This window comes from Bradyrhizobium sp. CCBAU 051011, assembly GCF_009930815.1.
GTDB lineage: Bacteria > Pseudomonadota > Alphaproteobacteria > Rhizobiales > Xanthobacteraceae > Bradyrhizobium.
Map to the genome: position 1 here is coordinate 4,274,702 of NZ_CP022222.1, position 22,811 is coordinate 4,297,512.

21 protein-coding genes are annotated in these 22,811 nt (G+C 61.7%); 9 read left to right on the forward strand and 12 right to left on the reverse strand.

All coding sequences use genetic code 11. The features are described 5' to 3' along the window. Position 1: 1 nt before the first annotated feature. Entirely contained in the window at positions 2-940 is a 939-nt protein-coding gene (locus ACH79_RS20195) for an alpha/beta hydrolase (protein ID WP_161852552.1), read from the forward strand. Then, positions 937-2,130 (forward strand): acyl-CoA dehydrogenase family protein, encoded by a 1,194-nt coding sequence (locus ACH79_RS20200; protein ID WP_161852553.1) that lies wholly within the window; start codon positions 937-939, stop codon positions 2,128-2,130. The genes ACH79_RS20195 and ACH79_RS20200 overlap by 4 nt, the downstream gene beginning before the upstream one ends. 202 nt (positions 2,131-2,332) lie before the next feature. Here ACH79_RS20200 and ACH79_RS20205 read toward each other — a convergent pair whose 3' ends face one another. Genes ACH79_RS20205 through ACH79_RS20235 form a run of 7 tightly spaced genes read right to left on the reverse strand, consistent with a single transcriptional unit; the run spans position 2,333 to position 10,348 of the window. Beyond that, entirely contained in the window at positions 2,333-3,493 is a 1,161-nt protein-coding gene (locus ACH79_RS20205) for an ABC transporter substrate-binding protein (protein WP_161852554.1), read from the reverse strand. 33 nt (positions 3,494-3,526) lie between these two features. Further along, positions 3,527-4,573, reverse strand: coding sequence for a branched-chain amino acid ABC transporter permease (locus ACH79_RS20210; RefSeq protein WP_161852555.1), 1,047 nt, complete (start codon positions 4,571-4,573; stop codon positions 3,527-3,529). Between the two features lie 4 nt (positions 4,574-4,577). Then, positions 4,578-5,450: a branched-chain amino acid ABC transporter permease gene (locus tag ACH79_RS20215; RefSeq protein WP_161852556.1), complete on the reverse strand. Its 873-nt coding sequence runs from the start codon at positions 5,448-5,450 to the stop codon at positions 4,578-4,580. After that, entirely contained in the window at positions 5,450-7,384 is a 1,935-nt protein-coding gene (locus ACH79_RS20220) for a long-chain fatty acid--CoA ligase (protein ID WP_161852557.1), read from the reverse strand. The genes ACH79_RS20215 and ACH79_RS20220 overlap by 1 nt, the downstream gene beginning before the upstream one ends. Next, positions 7,384-8,187, reverse strand: a complete 804-nt coding sequence (locus ACH79_RS20225; protein WP_371419436.1) for an ABC transporter ATP-binding protein — start codon at positions 8,185-8,187, stop codon at positions 7,384-7,386. The genes ACH79_RS20220 and ACH79_RS20225 overlap by 1 nt, the downstream gene beginning before the upstream one ends. After that, on the reverse strand, positions 8,175-9,038 hold the full coding sequence (locus ACH79_RS20230) for an ABC transporter ATP-binding protein (RefSeq protein WP_246738611.1): 864 nt from the start codon (positions 9,036-9,038) through the stop codon (positions 8,175-8,177). Before ACH79_RS20230 ends, ACH79_RS20225 begins: the two co-directional genes overlap by 13 nt. Further along, a complete protein-coding gene (locus ACH79_RS20235; protein WP_161852558.1) occupies positions 9,035-10,348 on the reverse strand; it encodes an NAD(P)/FAD-dependent oxidoreductase in 1,314 nt (437 codons plus the stop codon). Before ACH79_RS20235 ends, ACH79_RS20230 begins: the two co-directional genes overlap by 4 nt. 243 nt (positions 10,349-10,591) lie before the next feature. Between ACH79_RS20235 and ACH79_RS20240 the strand changes: the two genes are divergently transcribed. After that, the gene (locus tag ACH79_RS20240) at positions 10,592-11,227 is read left to right on the forward strand and encodes a TetR/AcrR family transcriptional regulator (RefSeq protein ID WP_161852559.1); all 636 of its coding nucleotides are present in this window, start codon (positions 10,592-10,594) and stop codon (positions 11,225-11,227) included. A gap of 1,466 nt (positions 11,228-12,693) precedes the next feature. Here the strand turns inward: ACH79_RS20240 and ACH79_RS43040 are convergent. Next, entirely contained in the window at positions 12,694-12,933 is a 240-nt protein-coding gene (locus ACH79_RS43040) for a hypothetical protein (protein ID WP_202639275.1), read from the reverse strand. A gap of 741 nt (positions 12,934-13,674) precedes the next feature. On the opposite strand from ACH79_RS43040, the gene ligD reads away from it, so the two are divergent. Both ligD and ACH79_RS20250 read left to right on the forward strand, forming a co-directional pair. Then, complete coding sequence (gene ligD / locus ACH79_RS20245; RefSeq protein ID WP_161852560.1) at positions 13,675-14,562, forward strand: non-homologous end-joining DNA ligase; 888 nt, start codon at positions 13,675-13,677, stop codon at positions 14,560-14,562. A 500-nt stretch (positions 14,563-15,062) separates the two neighbouring features. After that, the gene (locus ACH79_RS20250; protein ID WP_161852561.1) at positions 15,063-15,743 is read left to right on the forward strand and encodes an ankyrin repeat domain-containing protein; all 681 of its coding nucleotides are present in this window, start codon (positions 15,063-15,065) and stop codon (positions 15,741-15,743) included. A 24-nt stretch (positions 15,744-15,767) separates the two neighbouring features. Here ACH79_RS20250 and ACH79_RS44790 read toward each other — a convergent pair whose 3' ends face one another. The 3 genes from ACH79_RS44790 to ACH79_RS20260 form a co-directional block, all read right to left on the reverse strand. Further along, entirely contained in the window at positions 15,768-15,896 is a 129-nt protein-coding gene (locus tag ACH79_RS44790; RefSeq protein ID WP_256380325.1) for a hypothetical protein, read from the reverse strand. Between the two features lie 496 nt (positions 15,897-16,392). Further along, positions 16,393-17,157, reverse strand: coding sequence for a hypothetical protein (locus ACH79_RS20255; RefSeq protein ID WP_161852562.1), 765 nt, complete (start codon positions 17,155-17,157; stop codon positions 16,393-16,395). An 86-nt stretch (positions 17,158-17,243) separates the two neighbouring features. Beyond that, positions 17,244-18,164, reverse strand: a complete 921-nt coding sequence (locus ACH79_RS20260; RefSeq protein ID WP_246738695.1) for a LysR substrate-binding domain-containing protein — start codon at positions 18,162-18,164, stop codon at positions 17,244-17,246. Between the two features lie 197 nt (positions 18,165-18,361). On the opposite strand from ACH79_RS20260, the gene ACH79_RS20265 reads away from it, so the two are divergent. Next, the gene (locus tag ACH79_RS20265; protein WP_161852564.1) at positions 18,362-20,113 is read left to right on the forward strand and encodes an acyl-CoA dehydrogenase family protein; all 1,752 of its coding nucleotides are present in this window, start codon (positions 18,362-18,364) and stop codon (positions 20,111-20,113) included. A gap of 3 nt (positions 20,114-20,116) precedes the next feature. Next, on the forward strand, positions 20,117-20,899 hold the full coding sequence (locus ACH79_RS20270; RefSeq protein ID WP_161852565.1) for a 2-keto-4-pentenoate hydratase: 783 nt from the start codon (positions 20,117-20,119) through the stop codon (positions 20,897-20,899). 18 nt (positions 20,900-20,917) lie between these two features. Here ACH79_RS20270 and ACH79_RS20275 read toward each other — a convergent pair whose 3' ends face one another. Next, positions 20,918-21,232, reverse strand: coding sequence for a hypothetical protein (locus ACH79_RS20275; protein ID WP_161852566.1), 315 nt, complete (start codon positions 21,230-21,232; stop codon positions 20,918-20,920). A 226-nt stretch (positions 21,233-21,458) separates the two neighbouring features. Here ACH79_RS20275 and ACH79_RS20280 point away from each other — a divergent pair, with 226 nt between their 5' ends. Continuing rightward, positions 21,459-21,659, forward strand: a complete 201-nt coding sequence (locus ACH79_RS20280; RefSeq protein ID WP_161852567.1) for a hypothetical protein — start codon at positions 21,459-21,461, stop codon at positions 21,657-21,659. A 571-nt stretch (positions 21,660-22,230) separates the two neighbouring features. Beyond that, positions 22,231-22,725 carry a hypothetical protein gene (locus ACH79_RS20285; RefSeq protein ID WP_161852568.1) on the forward strand — a complete coding sequence of 165 codons (495 nt, stop codon included), beginning with the start codon at positions 22,231-22,233 and terminating at the stop codon, positions 22,723-22,725. Positions 22,726-22,811: the final 86 nt, after the last annotated feature.

Below are 22,811 nucleotides of genomic sequence, written 5' to 3' on the forward strand. Positions count from 1 at the left end.
TATGGCGCGCGCAGGCGAGGAACTCGCAACGGCTCCGATCGATCTTGCGATCGAGCGTATCCGCGCGGTCTATCGCAGCTGGAACCGGGATACGTCAGTCGCGCAGATGCGCGAGGATTGGGAAACGGCCTTCGGAGGCAGCACGGCGCCGGTAACATACGAACGTGTCTCTGCCGATGGCGTCGATGGCGAATGGATTTTTCCGGCCAATGCGCCCGATGACAAGACCATTCTGTATTTCCACGGCGGCGGCTTTCGCATTGGCTCGGTGGCTTCGCACCGCGACCTGATCGCGCAGATTGCACTCGCCAGCGGCTGCCGCGTGCTCGCCATCAACTACCGCCTCGCGCCGGAACATCGCTTTCCGGCTGCGCTGGATGATGCGCTTGCGGCCTATGGCTGGATGATCGATCGCGGTCTGAAGTCCGGCAACATCGCCTTTGCCGGGGATTCCGCTGGCGGCAATCTCGTGCTCGCGGCGATGCTGGCCTTGCGCGAACGCGGCCTCCCGCTGCCTATATCGGCGGTGCTGATGTCGCCATGGACCGATCTGGCGGCGACCGGCGCGAGTTATGTCACCCGCGCCGAAGCCGACCCGATCCACCAGCGCCCGATGATCCTGGCGCTGGCGAAAAATTATCTGGGCGGGCAGGGCGATCCCTGCGATCCCAGGATCTCACCGCTATACGCCAACCTGCAAGGCTTGCCGCCGCTCTTGATCCAGGTCGGCGACCGCGAAACCGTGCTGGATGATTCCGTCATGTTCGCCGACAAGGCGCGCGCCGCAGGTATCGATGTCAGTCTGGAGGTCTGGGATGGCATGATCCATGTCTTCCAGATGTTCGGTGCGGAGCTTGCCGAGGCACGTCAGGCCATCGCATCGATCGCCAGGTTTCTCGACCGGCACCTTCACATCAGGGACGAGAGGGTATCATCATGAACGTCAGGCCCGCCGATCCGCGAGGTCATACCGACAGCGAATTCCATTTCTCGGAGCAGCCGCAGCTGTCCGAGGAATTGCGGATGCTGCGCGAGCAGGTCCGCCGCTTTGTCGAGAAAGAGGTCATGCCGCATGGCGAACAGTGGGAGCGCGACGGCAAGATCCCGCGCGAGATCTACCGCCGCATGGGCGCCCTCGGCTTTCTCGGCATGCGCCACGCGGTCGAATATGGCGGCACCGATATGGGCCCGCTGGCGTCGATGGTGTGGGCGGAGGAGCTTGGCCGTTCGACCTTTGGCGGGTTCACCTCGTCAGTGCTCGTGCATACCGACATGTCGGCGGTCCACATCACCTTGCGCGGTACACCCGAGCAAAAGCAGAAATACCTGCCTGCGATCATCCGCGGCGAGACGATCTGCTCGATCGCGGTGACCGAGCCCGATGCGGGTTCCGATGTCGCCGGGCTGAAAACGCGGGCCCGCCGCGACGGCGATAGCTGGGTGATTAACGGCTCAAAAATGTTCATCACCAATGCGGTCTATGGCGATATCCTCATCGTTGCCGCGCGCACCGATCCCGCGGCCAAGGGGAGCCGTGGCATTTCGCTGTTCATTGTCGAGCGCACGACGCCGGGCATTTCGGTGACAAAACTCGACAAGCACGGCTGGCTTTGCTCCGACACCGCCGAGATCAGTTTTCAGGATGTCCGCATCCCCACCAGAAATCTGCTCGGCGAGGAGAACCGCGGCTTCTACGGCATCATGGAGACCTTCGAGAACGAGCGGATCTGCATCGGCGGCATCTGCGCCGGCGAATCCGCCAAGGCGATCGAGCTCACCACCAATTATGTGAAGACCCGGCAGGCGTTCGGCGGTCCCTTGTGGAACCAGCAGGCGGTGCGGCTCAAGCTCGCGTCACTGGCAACCAAGGCCGCGGCCGCCCGGGCGCTGGCCTATCATGCGGCGGAACTGGTGGAGGCCGGCAAGCCGTGTCCGCGCGAAGTGTCGATGGTGAAGGCGCTGTCGCCGGAAGTGCTGCACGAGGTCGTGCATGGTTGCCTGCAGCTGCACGGCGGCTCTGGCTTCATGCGGGGCACGCCGATCGAGCGGATGGTGCGCGATGCCCGGGTGCTGACGATCGGTGGCGGGGCGACGGAGGTGATGCTGGAAGAGGTTGCGAAGCGGATGTGAGGGGGCTGTTGCTTCTCTCCCGCCTGCGGGCGTCGAGACGAGCGAAGCTCGCTCTTAGGTCGACGCGCTGGGCGCAGCGCAATTGCGCGCCAGAGCGCGGCGGGTGGGGGCTCTCACTTGGAAAACCCGTCGTGGGGATAGACCCCCCGCAAGCGGGAGAGGGGGCCGACTGCCGTCGCGGCGGTCTGGCGGGATCTGACTCTCAATTCACCGGCTTGAAGCTCAGCGTCGAGAACTCGGACTGCATGATCTGCAGCTTCTGGTTTGAGAAGCGGACGCCGGGGCCGAAGCTGATTGGCGCCATGATGCCGGTTTCGACATTCTCGGTCTTTTCCAGTTCGGCAATGGTGCAGGCCCAGGTCGGCTGCTTGCCGCAGCGCTCGATGGCGGCAATCAGGACCTTGGCGGCGGCGTAGCCGGTCATGGAATAGCGGTTGATGCCCTTGATCTCGGCTTCCGGCAGTAGTTCCTTGGCTTTCTCGAGGAAAGCCTTGCCGGCGGCGCCTGCGAACGGTTCGACATAGTCGACGGCGTAGATGCCGTCGCCGGCCGGGCCCATCAGCTTCAGCACCGGCTCGACCCGCCCGGGCCAGAAGATGCCGACCACCGGCTTGATGCTGAGCTTTTCGAGCTCCTTTATCATCGCGATGTTCTCGCCGATGATTCCACCGGCGAGAAACACTTCGGCGCCGGAATCCTTCAGCTGCAGCATGTCGGACGAAAAGTCCTGCTGTCCCTTTTTGTAGTTACCGCTGTAGACCACATTGAGTTTCCTGGCCTTGACCACGGTATCAAAACCGTCGCGCACGGTGATGCCATAGTCGTCGTCCTGCGTGATCAGGCCCCATTTCTTGCCGGGGTTCTTCTCGGCGAGATAATTGACGAGATGGATGATGCCTTCCTCGTAGGATTGCCCGACGACGAACACGTTCTTTCGTGGCGGTTCCCAGAGGAATTTGACGGGCGCGACGTCGATGACGGTGGGAATGCCGGCTTTCTCCAGCAGCGGCATCACGGCGATGGACTGTCCGGAGCCGGAGATGCCGAGCAGGGCAAACGCCTTGTCGACATCGGTCACTTTCTTGACGCCCTGGATGGTGCGGGCGGTGACGTAACCGTCGTCTTCCAGCACATACTTGATCTTGCGGCCGTTGATGCCGCCGGCGGCATTGGCTTCCGCGATCGCGATCTTGTGGCCGATCGAGGCGGCGACCCCGAGCAGCGCCGGGGGGCCGGTCAGGGGTTCGACGTCGCCGATCACGATTTCGGTGTCGGTGATGCCGGGGTCGGCGGCCAGCGCCGGGGCGGTCGAGAGATACGCGCCCGCGAGCAACAGCGACGCGCTCGCCAGATATTTGATCATTGTTTCCTCCTCCTGTTCGATTTTCTTTTCTGGTTAGTAGCGAAGCGGCCAGTTCACCCACATTCGCCTGATGTCGTGCCAGGCGCCGACCAGACCGCGCGGCTGGAAGCGCAGGAACAGGATAATGACGAGGCCGTAGAGCATGCTCTTGAGCTCCTGCGCGCCGGTCGTGAACATGGCGTCCATCTGCGCGCTGAACAGACTGAAGACCAGCCGCGTCGCTTCCGGCAGCAGCACGATCAGGATGGTGCCGAGCACGGCGCCTAGCGCCGAGCCGAGACCGCCGACGATCAGGATCGCCAGCGCCTCGATCGAGAGCAGGAACGGAAAGCCTTCGACGCTGACGAAGGACAGGTAAATTCCGTACAGCGCGCCGGACAGGCCGGTGATGAAGGCGGAGGTGACGAAGGCGAACAGCTTGTAGGCGTGCAGATTGATGCCCATGACCCGGGCGGCGGTGTCGTTATCGCGGATCGCGACAAAGGCGCGGCCGACGCGGCTGCGGCGGATGTTGAGCGTGGCAAACAAAGTGAGGACTGCAAAGCCGAGGCAGAGCCAGGTAAAGGCGGCGTCGCTGTCGAAGCTGATGCCGAAGATCTCCGGTCGCTGCACCGAAATACCTCGAGCGCCGTTGGTCAGCCACCGCGCTTCCAGGATCACGGTGTTGATGATGAAGGAGAAGGCGAGCGTGGTGATGGCGAGATAAAGCCCCTTCAACCGCAGTGACGGCGCGCCGACGATGAGGCTCGCGAGTGCCGGCACCACGCCGGCGCCGAGGAAGCCGACCAGCGGGTGCATCTGGTATTTGGAAACCAGGATCGCGTAGGCATAGGCGCCGGTGACGAGGAAGCCGACATGGCCGAGCGAGATCAGGCCGGTGTAGCCGGCCAGGATGTTCAGCCCCAACGCGCCGACGACAGTGATCAGGATGATCATCAGGAACGACAGCACGTAGGAGTTCAGCACAAAGGGCGCGGCGATCAGGCCTGCGACCAGCAGCGCCGACCACAGCCATACCGGCGGGGAATCGACGAGGGTGACGAGTTCGCCGTAGGTCTGTTTGAAATCACCGGTGCGCATCGCCCTAGACCCTCTCGATGTCGCGTTCGCCGAAGATGCCGAACGGGCGGACCATCAGCACCACGATGATCATGGCAAAGCCTGCGACCTCCTTCATGCCGGAGCCGATGTAGCCGCCCGCGAGGTTTTCGGTGATGCCGATCAGGAGGCCGCCGAGGCCGGATCCGAGCACGGCGTCGAGCCCGCCGAGGATGGTGGCCGGAAACGCCTTCAGCCCGAGCTGGAACATCGCCGGCGACAGGTCATAGGACAGCGCAAAGAACACGCCGCCAATTCCGGCAATCACGGACGATGCGGCCCAGGCCAGCGCATGGACCTTGGTGGCGCTGATGCCCATCAGCAGCGCGGTACGGTCGTCGGCGGCGACGGCGCGCATGGCGACGCCGATCTTGCTGTAGCGGAAGAACGCCCAGATCGCGGCAAGCAGCACAAGGAGCGTGACGATGACGGCAATCTGGCCGGTGCGTACGCCGATCGGGCCGATCCGCACGATGCTGCGGCCGAAGCCCACGTCGAGGCCGTGCGGATAGGCGTCCCAGATGAAATTGATCGACGAGCGCAGAATGACCGCAAGGCCAATGGTGACCATCACGGTGGCGAACACCGGCTCGCCCAGCATCGGCCGCATCACGACGCGCTCGATGATCAGGCCGAGCACCACGGCGGCAAGGATGGCGCCGAGCGCCACCACGAACACATCGCCGCTGACCGTGGTCGAGATGGTCCAGGCGATATAGGCCGTGATCATGGTCATTTCGCCCTGCGCGAAATTGACCAGGCCCGTGGACTTGTAGATCACAGCAAAGCCCATCGCGATCAGGCCATAGATGGCGCCGATGGCGAGGCCTGAAATCAGCAGCTGCATGAAATACTGCATCAGATCTCCGCCTGGTAAATGATGGCGAGTTCACGCGCGAACTTCTTCTCGATCATGGCGCGGCGGACTTTTTGCGTGGCGGTCAGTTCGCCGTCGTCGTGGTCGAGTTCTTTCTCGAGAATCGCAAAGCGGCGGATGTTCTCGACGCGAGCGAAACGCTTGTTGGTCTCATTGACGATCCGCTCGACGAGGTCATGCACTTCGGGGAGTTGCGACAGCGACTTGTAATTGGTGTAGGGCAGCGCCTTGTCGCGGGCCCAGCGGCCGACATTGTCGAAATCGACCTGGATGATGGCGCCGAGATATTTTTTGGCCTCGCCGACCACGATCGCTTCCTTGATGAACTCGGAGTCCTTGAGCGCGTTCTCGATCTCGGAGGGCGCGATGTTCTTGCCGCCGGCGGTGATGATGATCGCCTTCTTGCGGTCGACCACGCTGATCTCGCCATTGTCCATGATCTCGACGATGTCGCCGGTGCGCAGCCAGCCACCCGGTTCGAGCGTGGCCGTCGATGCCTTGTCGTCGAGGAAATAGCCCTTGAAGACACCGGGGTTCTTCAGCAGGATTTCGCCGTCGGCGTCGAGCTTCCATTCGGTGTGGAGCAGGGGCAGGCCGCAGCCGCCGAGCCGGTGATGGCGGTCAGTCTGGATGAAGGCGACGCCGCCGCTTTCGGTCAGGCCATAGCCTTGCGACACCGGGCGGCCGATGATGTCGAAGAAGCGCAGCGTCTCCGGTGAAATCGAGGCGCCGGCGCAGAGACGGTGGCGGCTGCGCGCGAGCCCGAGATGGCGCTGGATGTTGCGGAACAGGAAAATGTAGAGCAGTGCGTAAGCGATCTGGTCGAGCCGGGTGTCGCTGCCGTTCTGCCGCCGGTCCGACAATTTGCGGCCGAGTGCGAAACAGGCCTTCGCGAATGCCTGCCGCAGCCGGCCGCTCTCGCCGAGTCTGAACAGGAAATTCTGCTGCAGCTTCTCGTAGATGCGGGGAACGCCGACGAAAAAGGTCGGCGCGATCTCGCGGATGTTGAGTGCGACGGTATCGATCGATTCCGCAAAGCTGACGGTGCCGCCCAGCACGAGCTGCATCACCTCGGAATAGCAGCGTTCAGCTACATGGCAGAGCGGCAGGTAGCACACCGATTCGAACGGCTTGTCCGATATCCCGACCGCCTCGGCATAGATATACGATGCATAGATCAGGTTGCGATGCGTCAGCATGGCGCCCTTGGGCGGACCTGTGGTGCCTGAGGTGTAGACGAGGATGCAGACATCGTCGGGCGAGGCCCGCGCAATCAGCCGGTCGAGCCTGCCATTGGCGTCGGGGTTTTCGTGTGCGTAACGCTTGCCGAGTTCGCAGAGCTTTTCGAACGACATCAATTGCGACTGGCCGTAATGCCGCAGGCCCTTCATGTCGACGCAGACGATGGCCTCCAGTGCCGGCAGGCCGTCATTATTGGCGATGGCGTCCAGGACCTTGTCGGTCTGCTCCTGGTCGCCTGATATGATCACGCGCGCGCCTGAATGCCGGACGATATACTGCAGCTCGACCCACGGATTGGTCGGATAGATGCCGACCGCGATAGCGCCGATCATCTGGGTGCCGAGATCGGCATAAAACCATTCCGGCGTATCCTCGCCCGCGATGGCGACGCGGTCGCCGGGTTTTAACCCGAGCGACAGCAGGCCGAGCGCGACGGAACGCGCGGTCTCATAATAATGGTTCCAGGAATAGCGGTTCCAGATGCCAAAATCCTTCTCGCGCAGTGCAAGCTTGTCGCCGTGCAGTTCAGCCCGCTTTTGCAGCAGTTGCGGAATGGTGATCGCGGCATTCTGCAGCGTGGACCGCAACGACGCGGTGTCGGGGGCGGACGTGCTCTTGGCCGAATCCGCCTGCACGGTCGGATGCGCTGTTCGCATCGTGTCGAGGGTGGACATCATGCACCCACCTTCGCAGGCACTTCCGCGCGATGGCCGCCGAGATAGGCTTCCGTGACGGCCGGATCGCAGCGCACTTCGGCGGGCGTGCCTTCGGCGATCTTGCGACCGAAATTCAGGACGTGAACGCGGTCCGAGATGTCCATCACGATCCGCATCTCGTGCTCGATCATCAACACGGTGATGCCGAGCTGGTCGCGGATATCGAGCACGAAGCGGGCGATGTCCTCGGTCTCCTCCTGGTTCATGCCCGAGACCATTTCATCGAGCAGCAGCAGCTTCGGCTCGCAGGCGAGCGCCCGCGCCAGTTCGACGCGCTTCTGCTGGCCGTAGGACAGCGTGCCGACGATGGCGTCACGGATGTGCTCGATCTCGAGGAATTCAACGATGTGCTCGACGCGCTGGCGGGCCTCGATTTCCTCCCGGCGGGTGCGGCCGAAGAAGATCACGGCATCGAGCACATTGGAACGCAGATGAGTGTGCCGGCCGGTCAGGATGTTCTCGACCACGGTGCCGTGCTTGAACAGCGCGAGATTCTGAAAGGTCCGTCCGATCCCGATAGCGGCAAAGCGCGAGGGGGAGACGGTCGCGAGATCGGTGCCGTCGAACAGGATGCGGCCGCCGCTTGGCCGCAGCACGCCGGAGATCATGTTGAACAGCGTGGTCTTGCCGGCGCCGTTCGGGCCGATCACGCTGCAAATTTCGCCTGCGGTGACATCAAGGCTGACATCGGCGACCGCCTGCAGGCCGCCAAAACGCTTGGTGAGGTTTTTGACACTGAGCAAGGCGATCACGATAGCCACCGTTTGCGCCGCTTGTAATGCTTGACATCGCGCAGGCTCTTTCGCCCCGAATTGGAAACGCCGAGATAGAACTCCTGCACGTCCTCGTTCGACGCCAGCTTCTGCGCCGTGCCGTCGAGCACGACGCGTCCGGTTTCCAGGATATAGGCGTAGTCGGCGATATCCAGCGCGCGCTGCGCGTTCTGCTCGACCAGCAGCACCGTCATCTTCATCTCGTCGCGCAGCTTGGCGATTACCTCATAGATGCGGTCGATGATGAGGGGCGCGAGGCCCAGCGAGGGCTCATCGAGCGCCAGCAGCACGGGATCGGTCATCAAGGCGCGCCCGATCGCGAGCATCTGCTGCTCGCCGCCGGACATGTAGCCGGCGATCTGGTCGCGCCGTTCGAACAGGCGCGGAAACAGCGTAAACACCTTTTCGCGGTGCTCGCGCGCTTCCGCTGCGGTCTTGGTGTAACCGCCCATCTGCAGATTTTCGTCGATGGTCAGCGCCGGAAACACGCGGCGGCCTTCCGGCACCTGCACGATGCCGCGCCGAACCAGCTCATCAGGGGCGAGGCGGTGGATTTCCTCATTGCGGAAGCGGATCGAGCCATTCTCGATCACGCCTTCCTCGGTGTAGAGAATGCCGGACATCGCCTTGAGCAATGTCGACTTGCCGGCGCCGTTGGAGCCGAGCAGGGCGACGATGCCGCCTTCGGGCACGGCAATGCTGACGTCGCGGATCGCCTCGATGGCGTTGTCATAGACGACGCGGATGTTGCGGAATTCGAGCAGGCATGACGGATCGGGCGCGGCCTGCGCGCCGCTAAGATTCGCCTGCGTCGGGATTGTTGTCGGTATCGCACTCATACCCGGCTCGATTGTGCCACGCGTGGCCGCTGCGCCAGGATCGCGTCGGTGACGATCTTTGCGGTTTCGGCACAAGCTTGCGTGCCGCCATTGCCGTATTGCTTGACGGCGTCGCCGACGCACCACAGTCCGTCAATGCCGGTCTCTCGCGGCAGGTCATATCCGGCGCAGCTGCGCTGGGCCGCCCAGTCGTCGCGCATGACGCGGATCGACAGGATTTTGGCTTGGGCAAAATTCGGGAACTGCTCGCGCAGATCGGTCAGTGCGAGTTCGACCTCGACCTCGGAGTCGAAATCGCCGAGCGCCGGGATCGGAACGGCGTAGGCGACATAAAGATGCCAGCCGGGCGGTGCCAGTTCGGGGCAGGTTGCCGTGAGGTTCGCCATATTGCACAGCCGGCGGGTTTTGCCAAAGGTCACGATGCCGGGATGGGAGATCAGCGGTTCGCGGCTGGCGATATTGATGACGATGTTGGCGGCGGGCTTGAGCCCGCTGCGTACCTGCTCGACATAGGCGGGCGGGAAGGCGCCTTCGCCGCCAAGGGCCACGGTGGTCTTCGGACCGGCATTGCTGATGACGAGATCGGTCTCGATCCGCACCCATTGGCCATCGCGTACAACGGTCACTCCATCGACGCGGCCCCCGGTGGTGTGAATTTGTGCCGCCGGCGTCGACAGCCAGATATCGCCATTCCGTTTGATGACGGCCCCGAGTGCATTCCAGACGCCGATCGTGCCTTGCGGGCAGAAGCCAAAACGCTTGAAGGCGCCCTTGCTGGTGAAATAGGTCAGGAAGGCGCGCGCTGGCAGCTCATTGGCGTTGCAGGCGAAGATCGCCGCGCAGAGGTTGCGGAAGATGGCATGCACCGAGGCATTGCTGGTGTAGGTCTTGAGCCAGTCCTCGGTCGATTGCCGGCCGTCGGGAAGGTTGCCGGAGCGGGCGTCGGCGAATTTCTCCAGGATGCGGGAGGCCTGCTTGGTCAGTTGGCCGAGCAGCAGTGACCAGCCGCCGCGCCCGACATCGATCAGCTTGCCGTCGATGAAGAAGGAACTGGCGGGCTCGGGGGTGCGGATATCGAGCGGCGCGCCGACGGTATTGAAGGTCTCCTCGAAGACACCGCCGAGTTCGATGGCGATGGCGCCGATATTGACGGTAAAGCCGTCGATCTCTTCGGTCGAGGCACGCCCGCCGAGCCGGTCCTTGTCGTCGACGACGAGGGTATGGAGCCCGGCATGGGACAGGCGAGCCGCGGCGCAAAGCCCGCCGGCACCGGCTCCGATCACGACAGCATCCGCCCTAATCACCGTCATTTCACCTCCCAAAGCGCGCTGCACGGTTGGTCCGGGCTGTCCTTATTTAGATCATTCTATTATAATCCGACTGGCCGTTCAAACAATTTTTTGCGATAAGGACGATGTGGTCGATCGGCCGCAGGCCCGTGCGGGGCCGGCGGGGGCAGCCGACGCATCGAGATGTGAAAAAGGGCTGCTGAATCAGCTAAGCATGTCCTTGGGAAGACGAGCTAAGGCTGAAATGGAAGCGGACACTACCCGATGGCGCGAACACGCTCTGAAAATTACGACGGCATCCATCTCGGCATCTTGACCAATGCCGCCCGGTTGTTTTCGGCGCAGGGCTATATGCGCGCTTCGATCGCCGACCTTGCGGACGCCTGCAAGCTGTCGCGCGGCGCGCTCTACCATTATTTCGACTCCAAGGAAGCGATCCTGTTCGCGATCCTCGACGCCCACATCAGGGAAATGATCCAGCATGTCGAAACGGCGGTCGCGGCGGGCGGTCCGACGCTGACGCAGTTTCAAAACGTCATTCGCGCCATCGTCGAGGTCAACGCCAAATCGCCGCATGAGCAGCGCGTGCTGATTCACGATCTCTCGTTCCTGAACGAGGATGAGCAGCAGGCCATCAAGGATCTCGAGCGCCAGCTGGTCGATATCGTCGCCGACCTTCTGCTCAGGCTCGACGCCGAAGGTCGAATCGTCAAGCGCACCAAGAAGATCTACACGATGATCCTGTTCGGCATCATCAACTTCACCTACACTTGGTACGATCCTAAGGGCGCGGTCGATCCGCAGGAATTTGCTGATATGGCGGTCGAATTATTCCTGCACGGCTTTGCGCCGGGAGCGGTTGGGAAGCCTGCCACGACGAACCGGCGTGAGAAAGTTTAGCGTAGGCACCCTGTCGGAGATTGCATGCGCGTGTGGAACGACCGCTTCTGGCGCAAAGCGGCCGTTCGTACGCAAACAGCATCCCGCGACTAAGGAATAGGTAGAGAATCAATCGGTTTGATTTCGGGGAAGGGCGCTTAGCCGATCACATGGGAAGCCGCGACATCATGCTTCGGTGGCGTGCGCGAGCACTGGGCGTGCGTTGCCCGCTTTCGTCCCCTCCGAGCCAAACGCTGCCGTAGCGTCGTCCCACTGGCGCAGATTTCTGCGCCATAGCTGGATCATTTTTGGTGAGTTTGTGGTGGGTTTTGCCCTACAGGGGCGTTTGACTAAGTAATTCATTTTATGGCGCACCCGAAACGATTCGAAAGGTGACCTTTGCCTTTGGGCAACGCTAAGCGACCGCCTGAAATAGCGATTTGAGGTGGTTGAATGTCCCCGCAACCAACCGAAAATCTCTGGTCGAAAAGCTATTCTACATGGAGCGCCAACCCCGGGATAACCCCGGCTACGTCAGCAACGAACGAAAATAACCAATATCGTATGAAGCCAAAACTCTCGACTTTTCAGCGCTATGCGGTCCGATAACTGGGTTCGGGACGCAGGGGTCGCAGGTTCGAATCCTGCCACTCCGACCATTATCCTAGCCGTTCATTTTTCAGGACTTTTTCTGATTGCTGGCGGTTCCCGAGTCAACCGCCCATTCCCTTCCAAAAGCCGGATACAGGTCTGCGTTCCCGCGGCGCGTGGCGTCCGGGCGTTGTCAGGTTACCCTCTGATATGGAGGGTGCAGGGAATGCCGGGTGCTCGCCGCACCCGCGGTCTCGTGTGCATGTGTGGATAGAAATGCGCACACGAGCATACAGGTACAGCCGGAGCAGTCCGGCATTCCCTGCGCAATGGGTTGACGGCTTATGCCGTGGTCTCCCCGGAGCCGAATTCCTCTGGCCTCCGTCACTGCCGGCTTGATGGCTAAATCGATCCGGTTGGATCTGATACGCCACCGGCAGCTTGGCACCAGCCACGGGTGTCAGGACCACACGGTTTTGCCGTACGCATCGAGCGCCGTCATCTTGCGCGCCGTCAGCCGCTCACGAGTTTGACCTCGCCCTGCAACCATCCTGCGCACCGACGCCCTCGCGTCCACCGCATCCCGTCCCGCGTTCGTGACGATCGCGATACGCCCCTCTTGCCGGGACGAGACGCGCGGAAAGTGCCGCTGATTTGGGTGCGAGGGAAAGCAGTATATTTTTGCGCTGACGACTGGACGACCCAAATCAGATTGAATCTGTTCAGCAAATTAGATTATTCGCGCGGCTGCCTATCTTCAGTTGTGTAGATCCATTTCTACACATAAATTCCTTTGCGCCATTCATTGTCATGCACATCTTTGAAGCTGGGCGACGCCGTCCCAGCAGATCTTGCTGACACCCGGCCATGCCACCAGGCTTCGTTATCGAGGAAAATCAGGCTGGTTGTTTTGGCAGAGCAAATCGAGCGTGGGGTTGCGTAGAGGATTGCGGGTGAGGACGGACAGGAGGCGGGCTTGGTGGCGGCAGGCCATACTTGGCCGCGCGTTCGGAGACGAGCTTCCGATAAGCGACCGCCTGCATCTCGAAACACTTTCGGAGCTCCGGATTGGTTTCTTCGGCGGCCAATCGCTCGAAGGTGAGCGCGTGCTCCAGGTATTCGGTCAACAACTTCATCGGTCGTCCCCGATTTTGTCCGCCCAACGCGCCAGGGGGCGTTCAAGTTCCTAGCGGTCTTCCGGGCTCTGTCGTGTAGATAAGTGCATTCAAATGAGGGAATGGAGTGCAATGCTCAAATTGAGTACGTGCAACTACATTGTCGGGAAAAAATGGCAGACCAGCGGAATTGGCAGTGCTCAAAAATTCGCGCGCCGTCTAAAGAGACGCGGTGACTGATGAAATGTTTACCGCTGTTGTTATCGCAAGTGGCCTGCTCGTGGTGATGTTACTCGCTGCCGTCATACTCAATTTGTGACGGCTTGCTGGCGTATCTGCACGCATTGGCGCCCGAGGCGCGTGGCCGGATCTGTCTTATTGCAGTCCTCTGCGGTTAACTTTTGTTGTAGCCAGAGACGACTGTCCTTGCTGTGATTTCGGCGTGGCCCTTTGTGGGTGAAGGGCTGGCCTCCAGGAGTCTAAGCTTCGACGCCCCGAAGCTTAGGCTCTTGGTGCCAGGCAAATAGATCAGCGCCACTCTGTGTTAACTTCACGAACGTTCCCGGACGCCCGAAACCGGAAACAGGTCTGGCGCTCAAGGCGCTCAAGCAACCGCATCCTTCCTCAATAAGCCCTGCAGCATTGGTGGTGGCAGCGAGGATCACGTCCCCTGATTGTTCGAGATTCCTGAGAACTGCGCGAAGATGCCTGCTTTTCCCGCAGGCTTTTTTGTGAGTTGCGTTGTTGCCCAAGAATATCCAGATGCCGGGGTTCATTAAGCCCCAGCTTGCAACGTTGAAGTCCAAGGCGCCCAAGGGCGACCAGTGGCTTCACGAGATCAAGTACGACGGTTATCGCGTCCAGGTCCATCTCAACCGCGGAAGGAAGAAGGTCTTCACCCGGAACGGGCTGGATTGGACCAAGCGCTTTACCGAGATTGCCGGCGCGCTCGCCATACCGGGCGAAGCCATCATCGACGGCGAGGTGGTGGTCGTCCATGAAGGGCGCGCCAACTTTTCCGAACTCCAGGCAGAGCTAGCCGCGGGCAGGCAGGGCCGGCTCGTCTACTACGCCTTCGATCTGCTCTGGCGGAATGGCGATCTCCGCAAACTCCCGCAAATCGAGCGCAAGCAACGGCTGCGGGATCTCCTTGGGGAGAACGATGTCGAGCTTCCGGTGCTTTATTCCGAACACCTCACTGGTGACGGACAGAAGATGTTCGAACACGCTGCGAAACTGAATTGGGAAGGCATCATCTCCAAGCGTGCCGATGCTCCCTACAGATCGGAGCGCGGTGAAGCCTGGATAAAGGTCAAGACCATCCAGAGGGAGAAATTTCCCGTCGTCGGCTTTGTCAAAGATCCCTCGGGTATAGCAGCCCTCTATCTGGGCAAGCAGGAAGGCAAGGAGCTGCGCTACATGGGAAAGGTTGGCACGGGGTGGTCCCGAACCGTCTCCAGCCAAATCCGCAAGCAGCTCGATACCGTTATCAGCCCCAAGTCGAAGCTCACGAAACCCATAAGAGAGCCGAAGGCCACCTGGGTCGAGCCGACGTTCTACGCGGACGTGGAGTACAAGGACATCACCTCAGAAGGCTTGTTGCGCGCCAGCTCCTTCAGGGGATTGTTCAAGGGAACGGGCCGCACCTGACAACGTTCGTGGTTCATAACGTGAGTCCTACGGGGCAGCTGAACCAGGAAGGTTCGAATGCCGAAAGACAACGACTGGAACGCCGACAAGACATGGGCGGCAAGCACGGCGGACAGGCAGGAATGCCCAAGCCGGAGTCGCAGACCGCAGCTCAACAGGGCATCGCCCGTGGCGAGAAGGGTAACGAACAACCTTCAGATAAGTCGCGAAGCCGGCAGCGGTAGTTGCCGAGGCGTCTCAAAAAGAAACGCCGCCGGGCTCGAAATGATTGTCCCGGCGGCATCTTGTCTCAGACTGGGCCCTGAAATCCCAGTCACTGACAAGGATGCAATGGCTATGCCACAGGGGCGTGACACCAAGGGAAAAAGCGGAAATACGTAGGTATCCCTCGGCTTTCATAATTCCGTAAAATAACGTTCGCGTCCCTTCCGCGGGACGCGCGCTATTTTCGGCAATATGCGCAAGTGTTTTCCGATGGCCAGTGGCCGGAGTCATTTTTCATGCGTTTCCTCGCCGCGCTCGTTGTCGCGCTCCTGACCGTCCTGCCTGCATCGGCGCAGGTCGCGCCGACCGAGGCGGAGTTGCGCGCCTATGGCGGCCTGCATGCGGCCGCCGCGCGGGGCGACGTCGCCGATATCGAAAGGCGCATCGCAGCTTTCGAGAACAAGGAGGCGCTCGACGCGCGCCATCGCACGCCGCTGCATGTCGCGGTCTATCAGAAAAAGCACGATGCGGCGCGCGCCCTGATCCGGCTCGGCGCCGATCCGAACAGGCTGGAGGTCGACCGCTATGACATCGTCACCATCGCCGCGGTCGCCAACGACGTGCCGATGCTCAGGATCGCGCTCGAAGGCGGCGGCAACCCGAAGGCCGTTACCAGCCGTTATGACGGCACGGCGCTGATTGCGGCCGCGCATCTCGGTCACGCCGAGATCGTGCGGGCTTTGATTGCCGCCAAAGCGCCGCTCGATCACGTCAACAATCTGCAATGGACTGCGCTGATCGAATCGATCGTGCTTGGCGATGGCGGCAGGAACCACACCGAGACCTTGCGCGCGCTGGTCGAGGCCGGCGCCGACGTCAATATTCCCGACGGAAGCGGATCGACACCGCTCGTGCTGGCGCGAAGCCGCGGTTATCGCGACATGGTTGCGATCCTGGAAAAGGCCGGCGCGAAGTGACGAGGTCGCCGGCTGCGGCGCGGGTTAGAACGCCCGGCGCCGCGGCGGCGGACCGGCTTGCGGGTGCCGACGGGTGAGGAGCTCGGAAATTGCGATCGTCGCGATGCCCGCGATGATGGTGATGGCCGCCATCACCAGAACAGTTTTGAGCACGGTTCCCTCCTCAACAATTTTAACCAACACGCCAGACGAATCACGTTCTGGCAAGACGAGGGAACTACGGGGGCTGAGTTGTACGGGGTAGTTCGGCGAGGCTGTTCTGTTCCAGTTTCATGCACGATCCGGAACCGGAACTTGCCGAATGAAGCAGTCCGGCCGATGAGAGTCCGTTTCCGAACAGACGGATGATCCAGCGTTGATTTTAATCGTCCTCGTCAACGAGGAGCACCAGGATGCAGACACGGCGTAACAAGCGCGAGAAGACTTTCGAAGAGCGGCTGGCGGAAGAGGCCCAGTGCTTTAGAGAGGCGGCAAGTCAGGCGCCGCCCGGCATGGCTCGCGAGTTGCTGTTACGTCGGGTTCGGCAGATGGAAGCCGCATTGGAACACGCCGGGCATGAGAGAGTGGCAAGACTTGTCTCCCCGCCGCCTGGTGCTGCGTTTGAAGCGGCGGCTTATCCGCCAAAACCGTAATAATCCCGCACGACCGTTTAAGGTGGGTGATGCCTCTTTCCGGGCCGATCCGGTATTTGGTATGGAAACAGAAGTGATCGAAGCGCCAGCTGACGCTCGCCTAACTCACCTTCGCCCGTCGTGAAGCAACGATCCGCTGCTTTAATCCTAGTGACGCTTTGCGTTTCCTCGAAACATTGCAACCATTTGAGATTGTCGAGTTTTCTTTTGTCGGCTCTCGTAAGCTCCCAAAATGACGTACCCAACCACATTGTTGCCCCTACTGCCTCGATGTATCCGGCGCCAAAGCGCCACCTTCCAGGATTGCGCGATGTATCGATTTCCATGCGGTCCAACGGATACGGCATTCCGTTCGACCGCAAGGGAAGATGCGCAAACGATTTGCCGACCACTTCGTATTGCTGAGGATCGACAGCATTCTGCCAATGGTCGTATTCAATATCGACGACCCAGGCCATCACGAAGTGATCACCTTCAATGAGGCCAGAAACCCAATCATCCCAGCGTACTATGGCGCCATCGGTCGTCGTGATAATCAGAAGATCGAGCTGAAACCTCGGCAAGGAAGCAAAAATAAAATTGAATCCATGCCCAGTGACGTCAAAGTCAGTCACGCCTGTTAGCTTCGACAGCAGTCGAGGTCTGCTCAGTTTCAGCCCGTCTGATTCGAACTCTGTCGCGCCAATTCCGTGACGAACGAGAATCTCCGCCACTCGTCGCATTGTCAACTGCGGGTCAAATGTATCGTATTTAAAGATCAGTTTCAGCCGTTCGTTCGCCATCGTACGCCACCTAACGGGGAAATGCTCGAATTCTGACGTCTACTCCAGGTTGAGCTCCACATATCTGAACGCGCCTTGAGTAAAACTCAACGCGCATATTCCGCGCCCGCCTTCACGGCCGCCGTCTTCGCCGCGGGCTTCTTCGCCGCGCCCTTCTTCGGCGCGGGCTGGCCGCGTGTATCGTTCAGCCAGGCGACGAAAGCGGTGACTGCGGGATCGTCGGCCATGCGCTGCTCGTATTCGAGCACGAACTGTCGGCGCGTCGGGCGAATGGTTGGATGGGCCCTGACGAGGTTGCCGCGGGCGAGATCGGGCGCGAGAAGGCCGTCGATCGCAATAGCGACGCCCATGCCGGCGGCCGCAGCTTCAATGGACAGGCCGAGGCTTTCGAAACTGCTGCCGCCCTGTACGGGCACGTCGGTGAATTGCGCGTGATCCAGCCAGCGGCGCCAATCGTCCGGACGCGGCCGCGCATGCAGGAGGGGAACGGCGGCGAAATCCACCGCGCCCTTCTGCAAAAACTCCGGCGCGCAGACCGGCACGGTCGCGATCGGCATCAACGAGTGGGTGACGAGCCCGGGACGCGGTTGCCCATCGGAAACGGCGATCACCGCATCGTAACGGCTGGCGAGAAGGTCGAGCGGATTGGAGCTGGTGTGCAGGTCGACTTCCAGATCGGGATAGGCCGCATGGAGTGTCGGCCAGATCGGCAGCAGGAAGCGCGAGACGAAGAAGCCGTAGACGCCGACCGACAACCGCCGGAAACGCCGCAACCGAAGCCCGTCGGCGGCGTCGGCGATCCGGTCCAGCGCCTCGCGGGCGGAGTCAGCGAAGGTTTTCCCTGCGGAGGTCAGGATCAGGCCGCGCGAGCCGCGCAGGAAAAGGGCGGTCCCCATGCGCGCCTCCAGCGCGCGGACGTGCCGGCTCACGGCACCGACCGTCACGTTCAGCTCCTCGGCCGCCCGCGTGATCGACAGATGCCGCGCGGCGGCCTCGAACGCCCGCACCGCATGCAAGGGAGGAAGTCGTCGTGACGCCATCGCGCAAGCTTAGTGGAAAAGGCCCAGCCGGCAAACGGGAGCGTTGACTCTGGCTCAAGGCGCCGACCCAAGAAGTCGTTTGCACGGATGCGTAGCAGGCCATACCCCGGCATTCGCCCCGGGCCTCACTTCAGCCCGGGCAGGCGAAGCCGAGGGAGGTGTCCATGACCATTCATGTCGATCTGACCAGCCGCGAAGCGGTGGCCCGGCGTTCCGGCGCATTGGCGCCGACCTGCCGCGGGCTGAACTTTTACTCGCTCGACCAGAGCCTGCGGGACCTGTTGCCGCATTACATGGAGGCGCCGCTGCTGGCGCATCTTTCGCCGCATCTTGCGGAACTCGGCGAACTGGCCGGAGGCCGGCTGCATGATCTGTCCGATCAGGCCGAGCGGCATCAGCCGGTGCTGCATCCCCGCGACGGCTATGGCCGCGATGAGGAGTGGATCGAATATCACCCGGCCTATCGCGAGATGGAAAGCATCGCGTTCGGCAAGTTCGGCATGCACGCGATGTGCAACCGCGCCGGCATCATGGGCTGGCCATCGCCGATGCCGCCGCTCGCAAAGTACGTCTTTCACTATCTGTTTGCGCAGGCCGAGTTCGGCCTGCTGTGCCCGGTCAATCTCCCCGACAGCTCTTCTGAACTGGTGCGCCGCTTCGGAAACGATGAGCTGCGCCAGCGCTATCTCGATCGGATGTGGAGCCAGGATCCGGCTTCCCTGTTCAAGTGCGCGCAGTTCATGACGGAGAAGACCGGAGGTTCCGATGTCGGCGCTGGCGAACTTCTCGCCGTGCGCGACGGCAAGGACTGGAAGCTGTGGGGCGAAAAGTGGTTCTGCTCCAATGTCGACGCCGAATTGGCGGTGCTACTGGCGCGGCCCGAGGGTGCGGTGGCCGGTGGGCGCGGCCTCGGCCTGTTTCTGATGCCAAAGATGCTGCCCGATGGGCGGCGGAATTCGTACCGGATCATGCGCCTGAAGGACAAGCTCGGCAGCCGCACCATGGCGAGCGGCGAGATCGTTTTCGAGGGCGCGGTCGCCTACCAGCTCGGCGAACTGGATCAGGGCCTCAAGCACATGCTGGTGATGGTGAATTCGAGCCGGGTGTCGCACCTGGCGCGCGCCGCCGGCATGATGCGGCGCTGCCTGAACGAGGCGATGGTCGCCGCGCGGCATCGCAACGCCTTCGGGCGTGCCGTGATCGATCATCCCCTGATGCGACGGCAATTGCTCAAGCTGATGGTGCCGACCGAGCAGGCGCTGTCGGCGCTGCTCTATTCGGCGACGTCATCCGACAAGGTGCTGCGGTTGCTGACGCCGATCGCAAAATACCGGGCGTGCCGCGACAATGTCACGGTCGCGACCGGCGCGATGGAGGCGCGCGGCGGCAACGGCTACATCGAGGACTGGCCGAACGCGCGGCTCATTCGCGATGCCCATCTCGGCCTGCTGTGGGAAGGCACCAGCAACATCAACGCGCTGGACGCGGTGCAGCGCGCGGTCGGCAAGGCCCGCGGTCACGAAGCGCTGCGCGACGATCTCAGCCGCCGCCTGGAAGACGTAAGTGGAATGCCGGGTCAATTCCGCACCCGCCTTTCCGGCGCGCTGACGGATGCCATGCGCTTTGCGGAAGAGGTGGCGGCCGATCCGGAGAACGAGCGGTTCTGCCGGATCGCCGCCGGGAAACTTTATCACGCGACGACAGCTGCGCTGCTGGCATCCGAAGGCACGCGGCTCGGCAACGCCGGCGGCGATGCGCGGCGTCTATTGCTTTCGCGCTTCGTGCTCGAGCATCGCCTGGCCGAGCATTCCTCCGCCAATCTGCAGGCGCAGCGCTGGGAGAATGAAGCGATCGATCTATTGCTCGGCGATGCGCCTGTCACGATGAGCCAGGCTTCGGCGCTGGTGCAGGGGTAGATCGTGGACATTGCTTGTCAACGCGAACTCGCAAGCCTGCTCGCCACGTTGCGCCGTGAAGGCCGCCAGCAGAGCGGCCTGGATCAACGTCTCGTGCCGCCGGACAACGCAACGGCCTATCGCGTCGCCGGCATGGTCGTGGAAGAACTCGGTTGGGACGTGGTCGGCTGGAAGATCGCCGCGATGAAGGAGGGGTTGCAGCGTCAGCTTCGCACGGACCAGCCGATCTACGGCCGGGTGTTGATGCCGGTCGTGCCGTCGCCGGCTACGGTCGAACACGCCAAGGTCTGCAGCCCGATTCCCGAAGTCGAATACCAGGCCATACTCGGCGCCGACTTGCCGCCGCGCGAAAAGCTGTACACGGTGGAGGAAGTCACCGAGGCAGTGGCGTCGCTGCATCCGGGTATCGAACTCGCCGAATGCCGCTTCGTCCACGACGCGGCGTTTCCGCCGCTGCCCGCGATCCTCGCCGATGGCGCCGGAAGCGGCATCATCGCCTGCGGTGACGCGATCCCCGATTGGAAGACGCGCGATATCGCCGGCCAGGAAGTGGTGTTGAGCTGCAACGGCACGCTGCGGCGGAAGGGCACGGCCGGCGAAGCGCTCGATCATCCGATGGTGCCGCTGACCTGGCTCGCCAACGAACTCTCGCGTACCGGCGTCGGCATCAAGGCGGGGCACATTGTCAGCACGGGAACGCTGACCGGCATGCTGCGGCCGAAGCCGGGCGACACCTTTGTCGCGGATTTCGGCCCGTTCGGCAGCGTGACCGCGACTTACGCGTGATAGAGGGCAGTCCCGATCTCAGGTACCCCGCTCGGGAAGGTCGCCGAGGAGATTCGACAGCCTGACCGCCAGGTTTCGCAGCCGGGCGTTCTCCTCGAGCAGTTGCAGCACGTTGCCGGTATCGTGCTGCCGCGCTTGATCGCCTCGAAGTCCGTCGGCTTCGTCGAGCAGGGGCGATAAAGCTGCGAGCAGCGCGTCGCCCCGGAGCGGCGCTTCCTGTGCCTGAGCCACGGCACTGCGCTCACGCAGCGGCACGACGTTATCGCGACGGCCGATATCCCGGAATGCATTGACGCGGACCTGTTTGCCCAGCGGTAGATGTTCGGTACTCATGACAATTTCCTGATCACAAGGTGGCGCAGTCGCCGTTTTCGACGCCCAGCTTTTATTGAGTCCGGGGCAAATTTGCGTCGGAAAGGCAACGGCGAAAAGGCTCGCCGGATGGCGCCTGCGTCGCTTGAGTCACACGGCAGATCGGATTAGGCCAAATTTTTGACGTATCGCCGTCCTTTCTGACGTCGACGGTGGGCTGGGGAGCGACCACCGTAGGGGCGTATCAATGACGGATTTCCTGACCAACGCAGATCACTGGCGCAAGCGCGCGGAACAGACAAGGGCGTTAGCCGCGAATGCGGTCAAGGACCAGGGCCGCCTGCTTAAAGTGGCGGAAGAATACGATCGTCTGGCAGCGCACGCCGAACAGCGGCGGAGCACGTTGGTTCCTCGGGGGTCCTACATTCCGGCAAGCCAGTCCGAATAGATCTTCTTCAATCGAAAACGTTGGGAGAAGCGGGCATTTCTTGCTTCCGCGGCCGCGCGGCTGCGCCGTCGTGGCGGCGAAACGCGCAGCCATACCCAGATGTGTGACCTGTAAAACACAACCGCGAAGCAACGTTCAAAGCATTGTGATCGCGCGATTGCAGTCGAATCAACGAATCGCCTAGACCGTTAGCGGGGCTGGGAAGCGGAGAGTTAGTATGAGAGTCGCTTCCTTAGAAAGTGTACTGACGGCGGCTACGCTGGTATTGGCCATCGTCATCGTGCTGTGGGGAATCAAGATTTTCCACGGTGTGTGAGCAGGTAAGCTGGCGTCGAACAGAGACCTCCGAATCAAGAAGAGGCTCGCGACAAAGGCACGGGCAGGGCGTCACTTCCGCGGCGGCGGAGGTCCTTCTCATTTCTGATTGCCGAGGCATAGTTCGCCGGAGGCTTGTCCCTTCCGACGCGTATCGGGTTTGGTTTACGGCTTGGCGTAAAATTCGCGCAGGCCGCGAAAGGCATTGGTTTCAATTTCCGCATGCATTTTGGTTATTATCTGATGATCGCAGCCCTTGTTCTCATCGGGCTGGAAGTCCTTTACCGGCTCTATCAATTGGCAACATTCCTTTAAATCGCACGCGCAGGCTGTTGTTTTTGTGCACGCGGGCTTCGGGTCTTGCCGCAATCACGCCGCTTTAGCGCCGGGGTCGCCACCGCACGATTCCAATTTTAGTCGCAAATTTGCCGGCCGACTCACCTCATTCTCCGCGCGCGACGTGGTGACTGGGGGCACGTTTCCGCTTTTTAAAATTGGAGTATCAATCATGCGAGTAGACCATCCGCAGCTTAATAAGCGAGACCGCCGCGCTGAACCTTCATTTTGGGTTGAGGAACCGACCGACGACGCACTGTCATTGCTGGAGAATGCCCTTCGCGGGGATGAGCCTGCCCTTCGCCGCGAAGAGCGGGCCGACGAAGCCAACGCGCTGATCGAGGAAAATGCCAGGCTTCGGGAGCTTCTGTCACAGCTATCGGACCTGATCCGCAAAAACGGCATTCAGCGCTAACGCCCACATCTGATTTCGGCCCCGCCCCGGCAACAAGCGATTGAACCGCTGCCGGGGCGGGGCCGCGTTTATTTTCAGCGATTGCA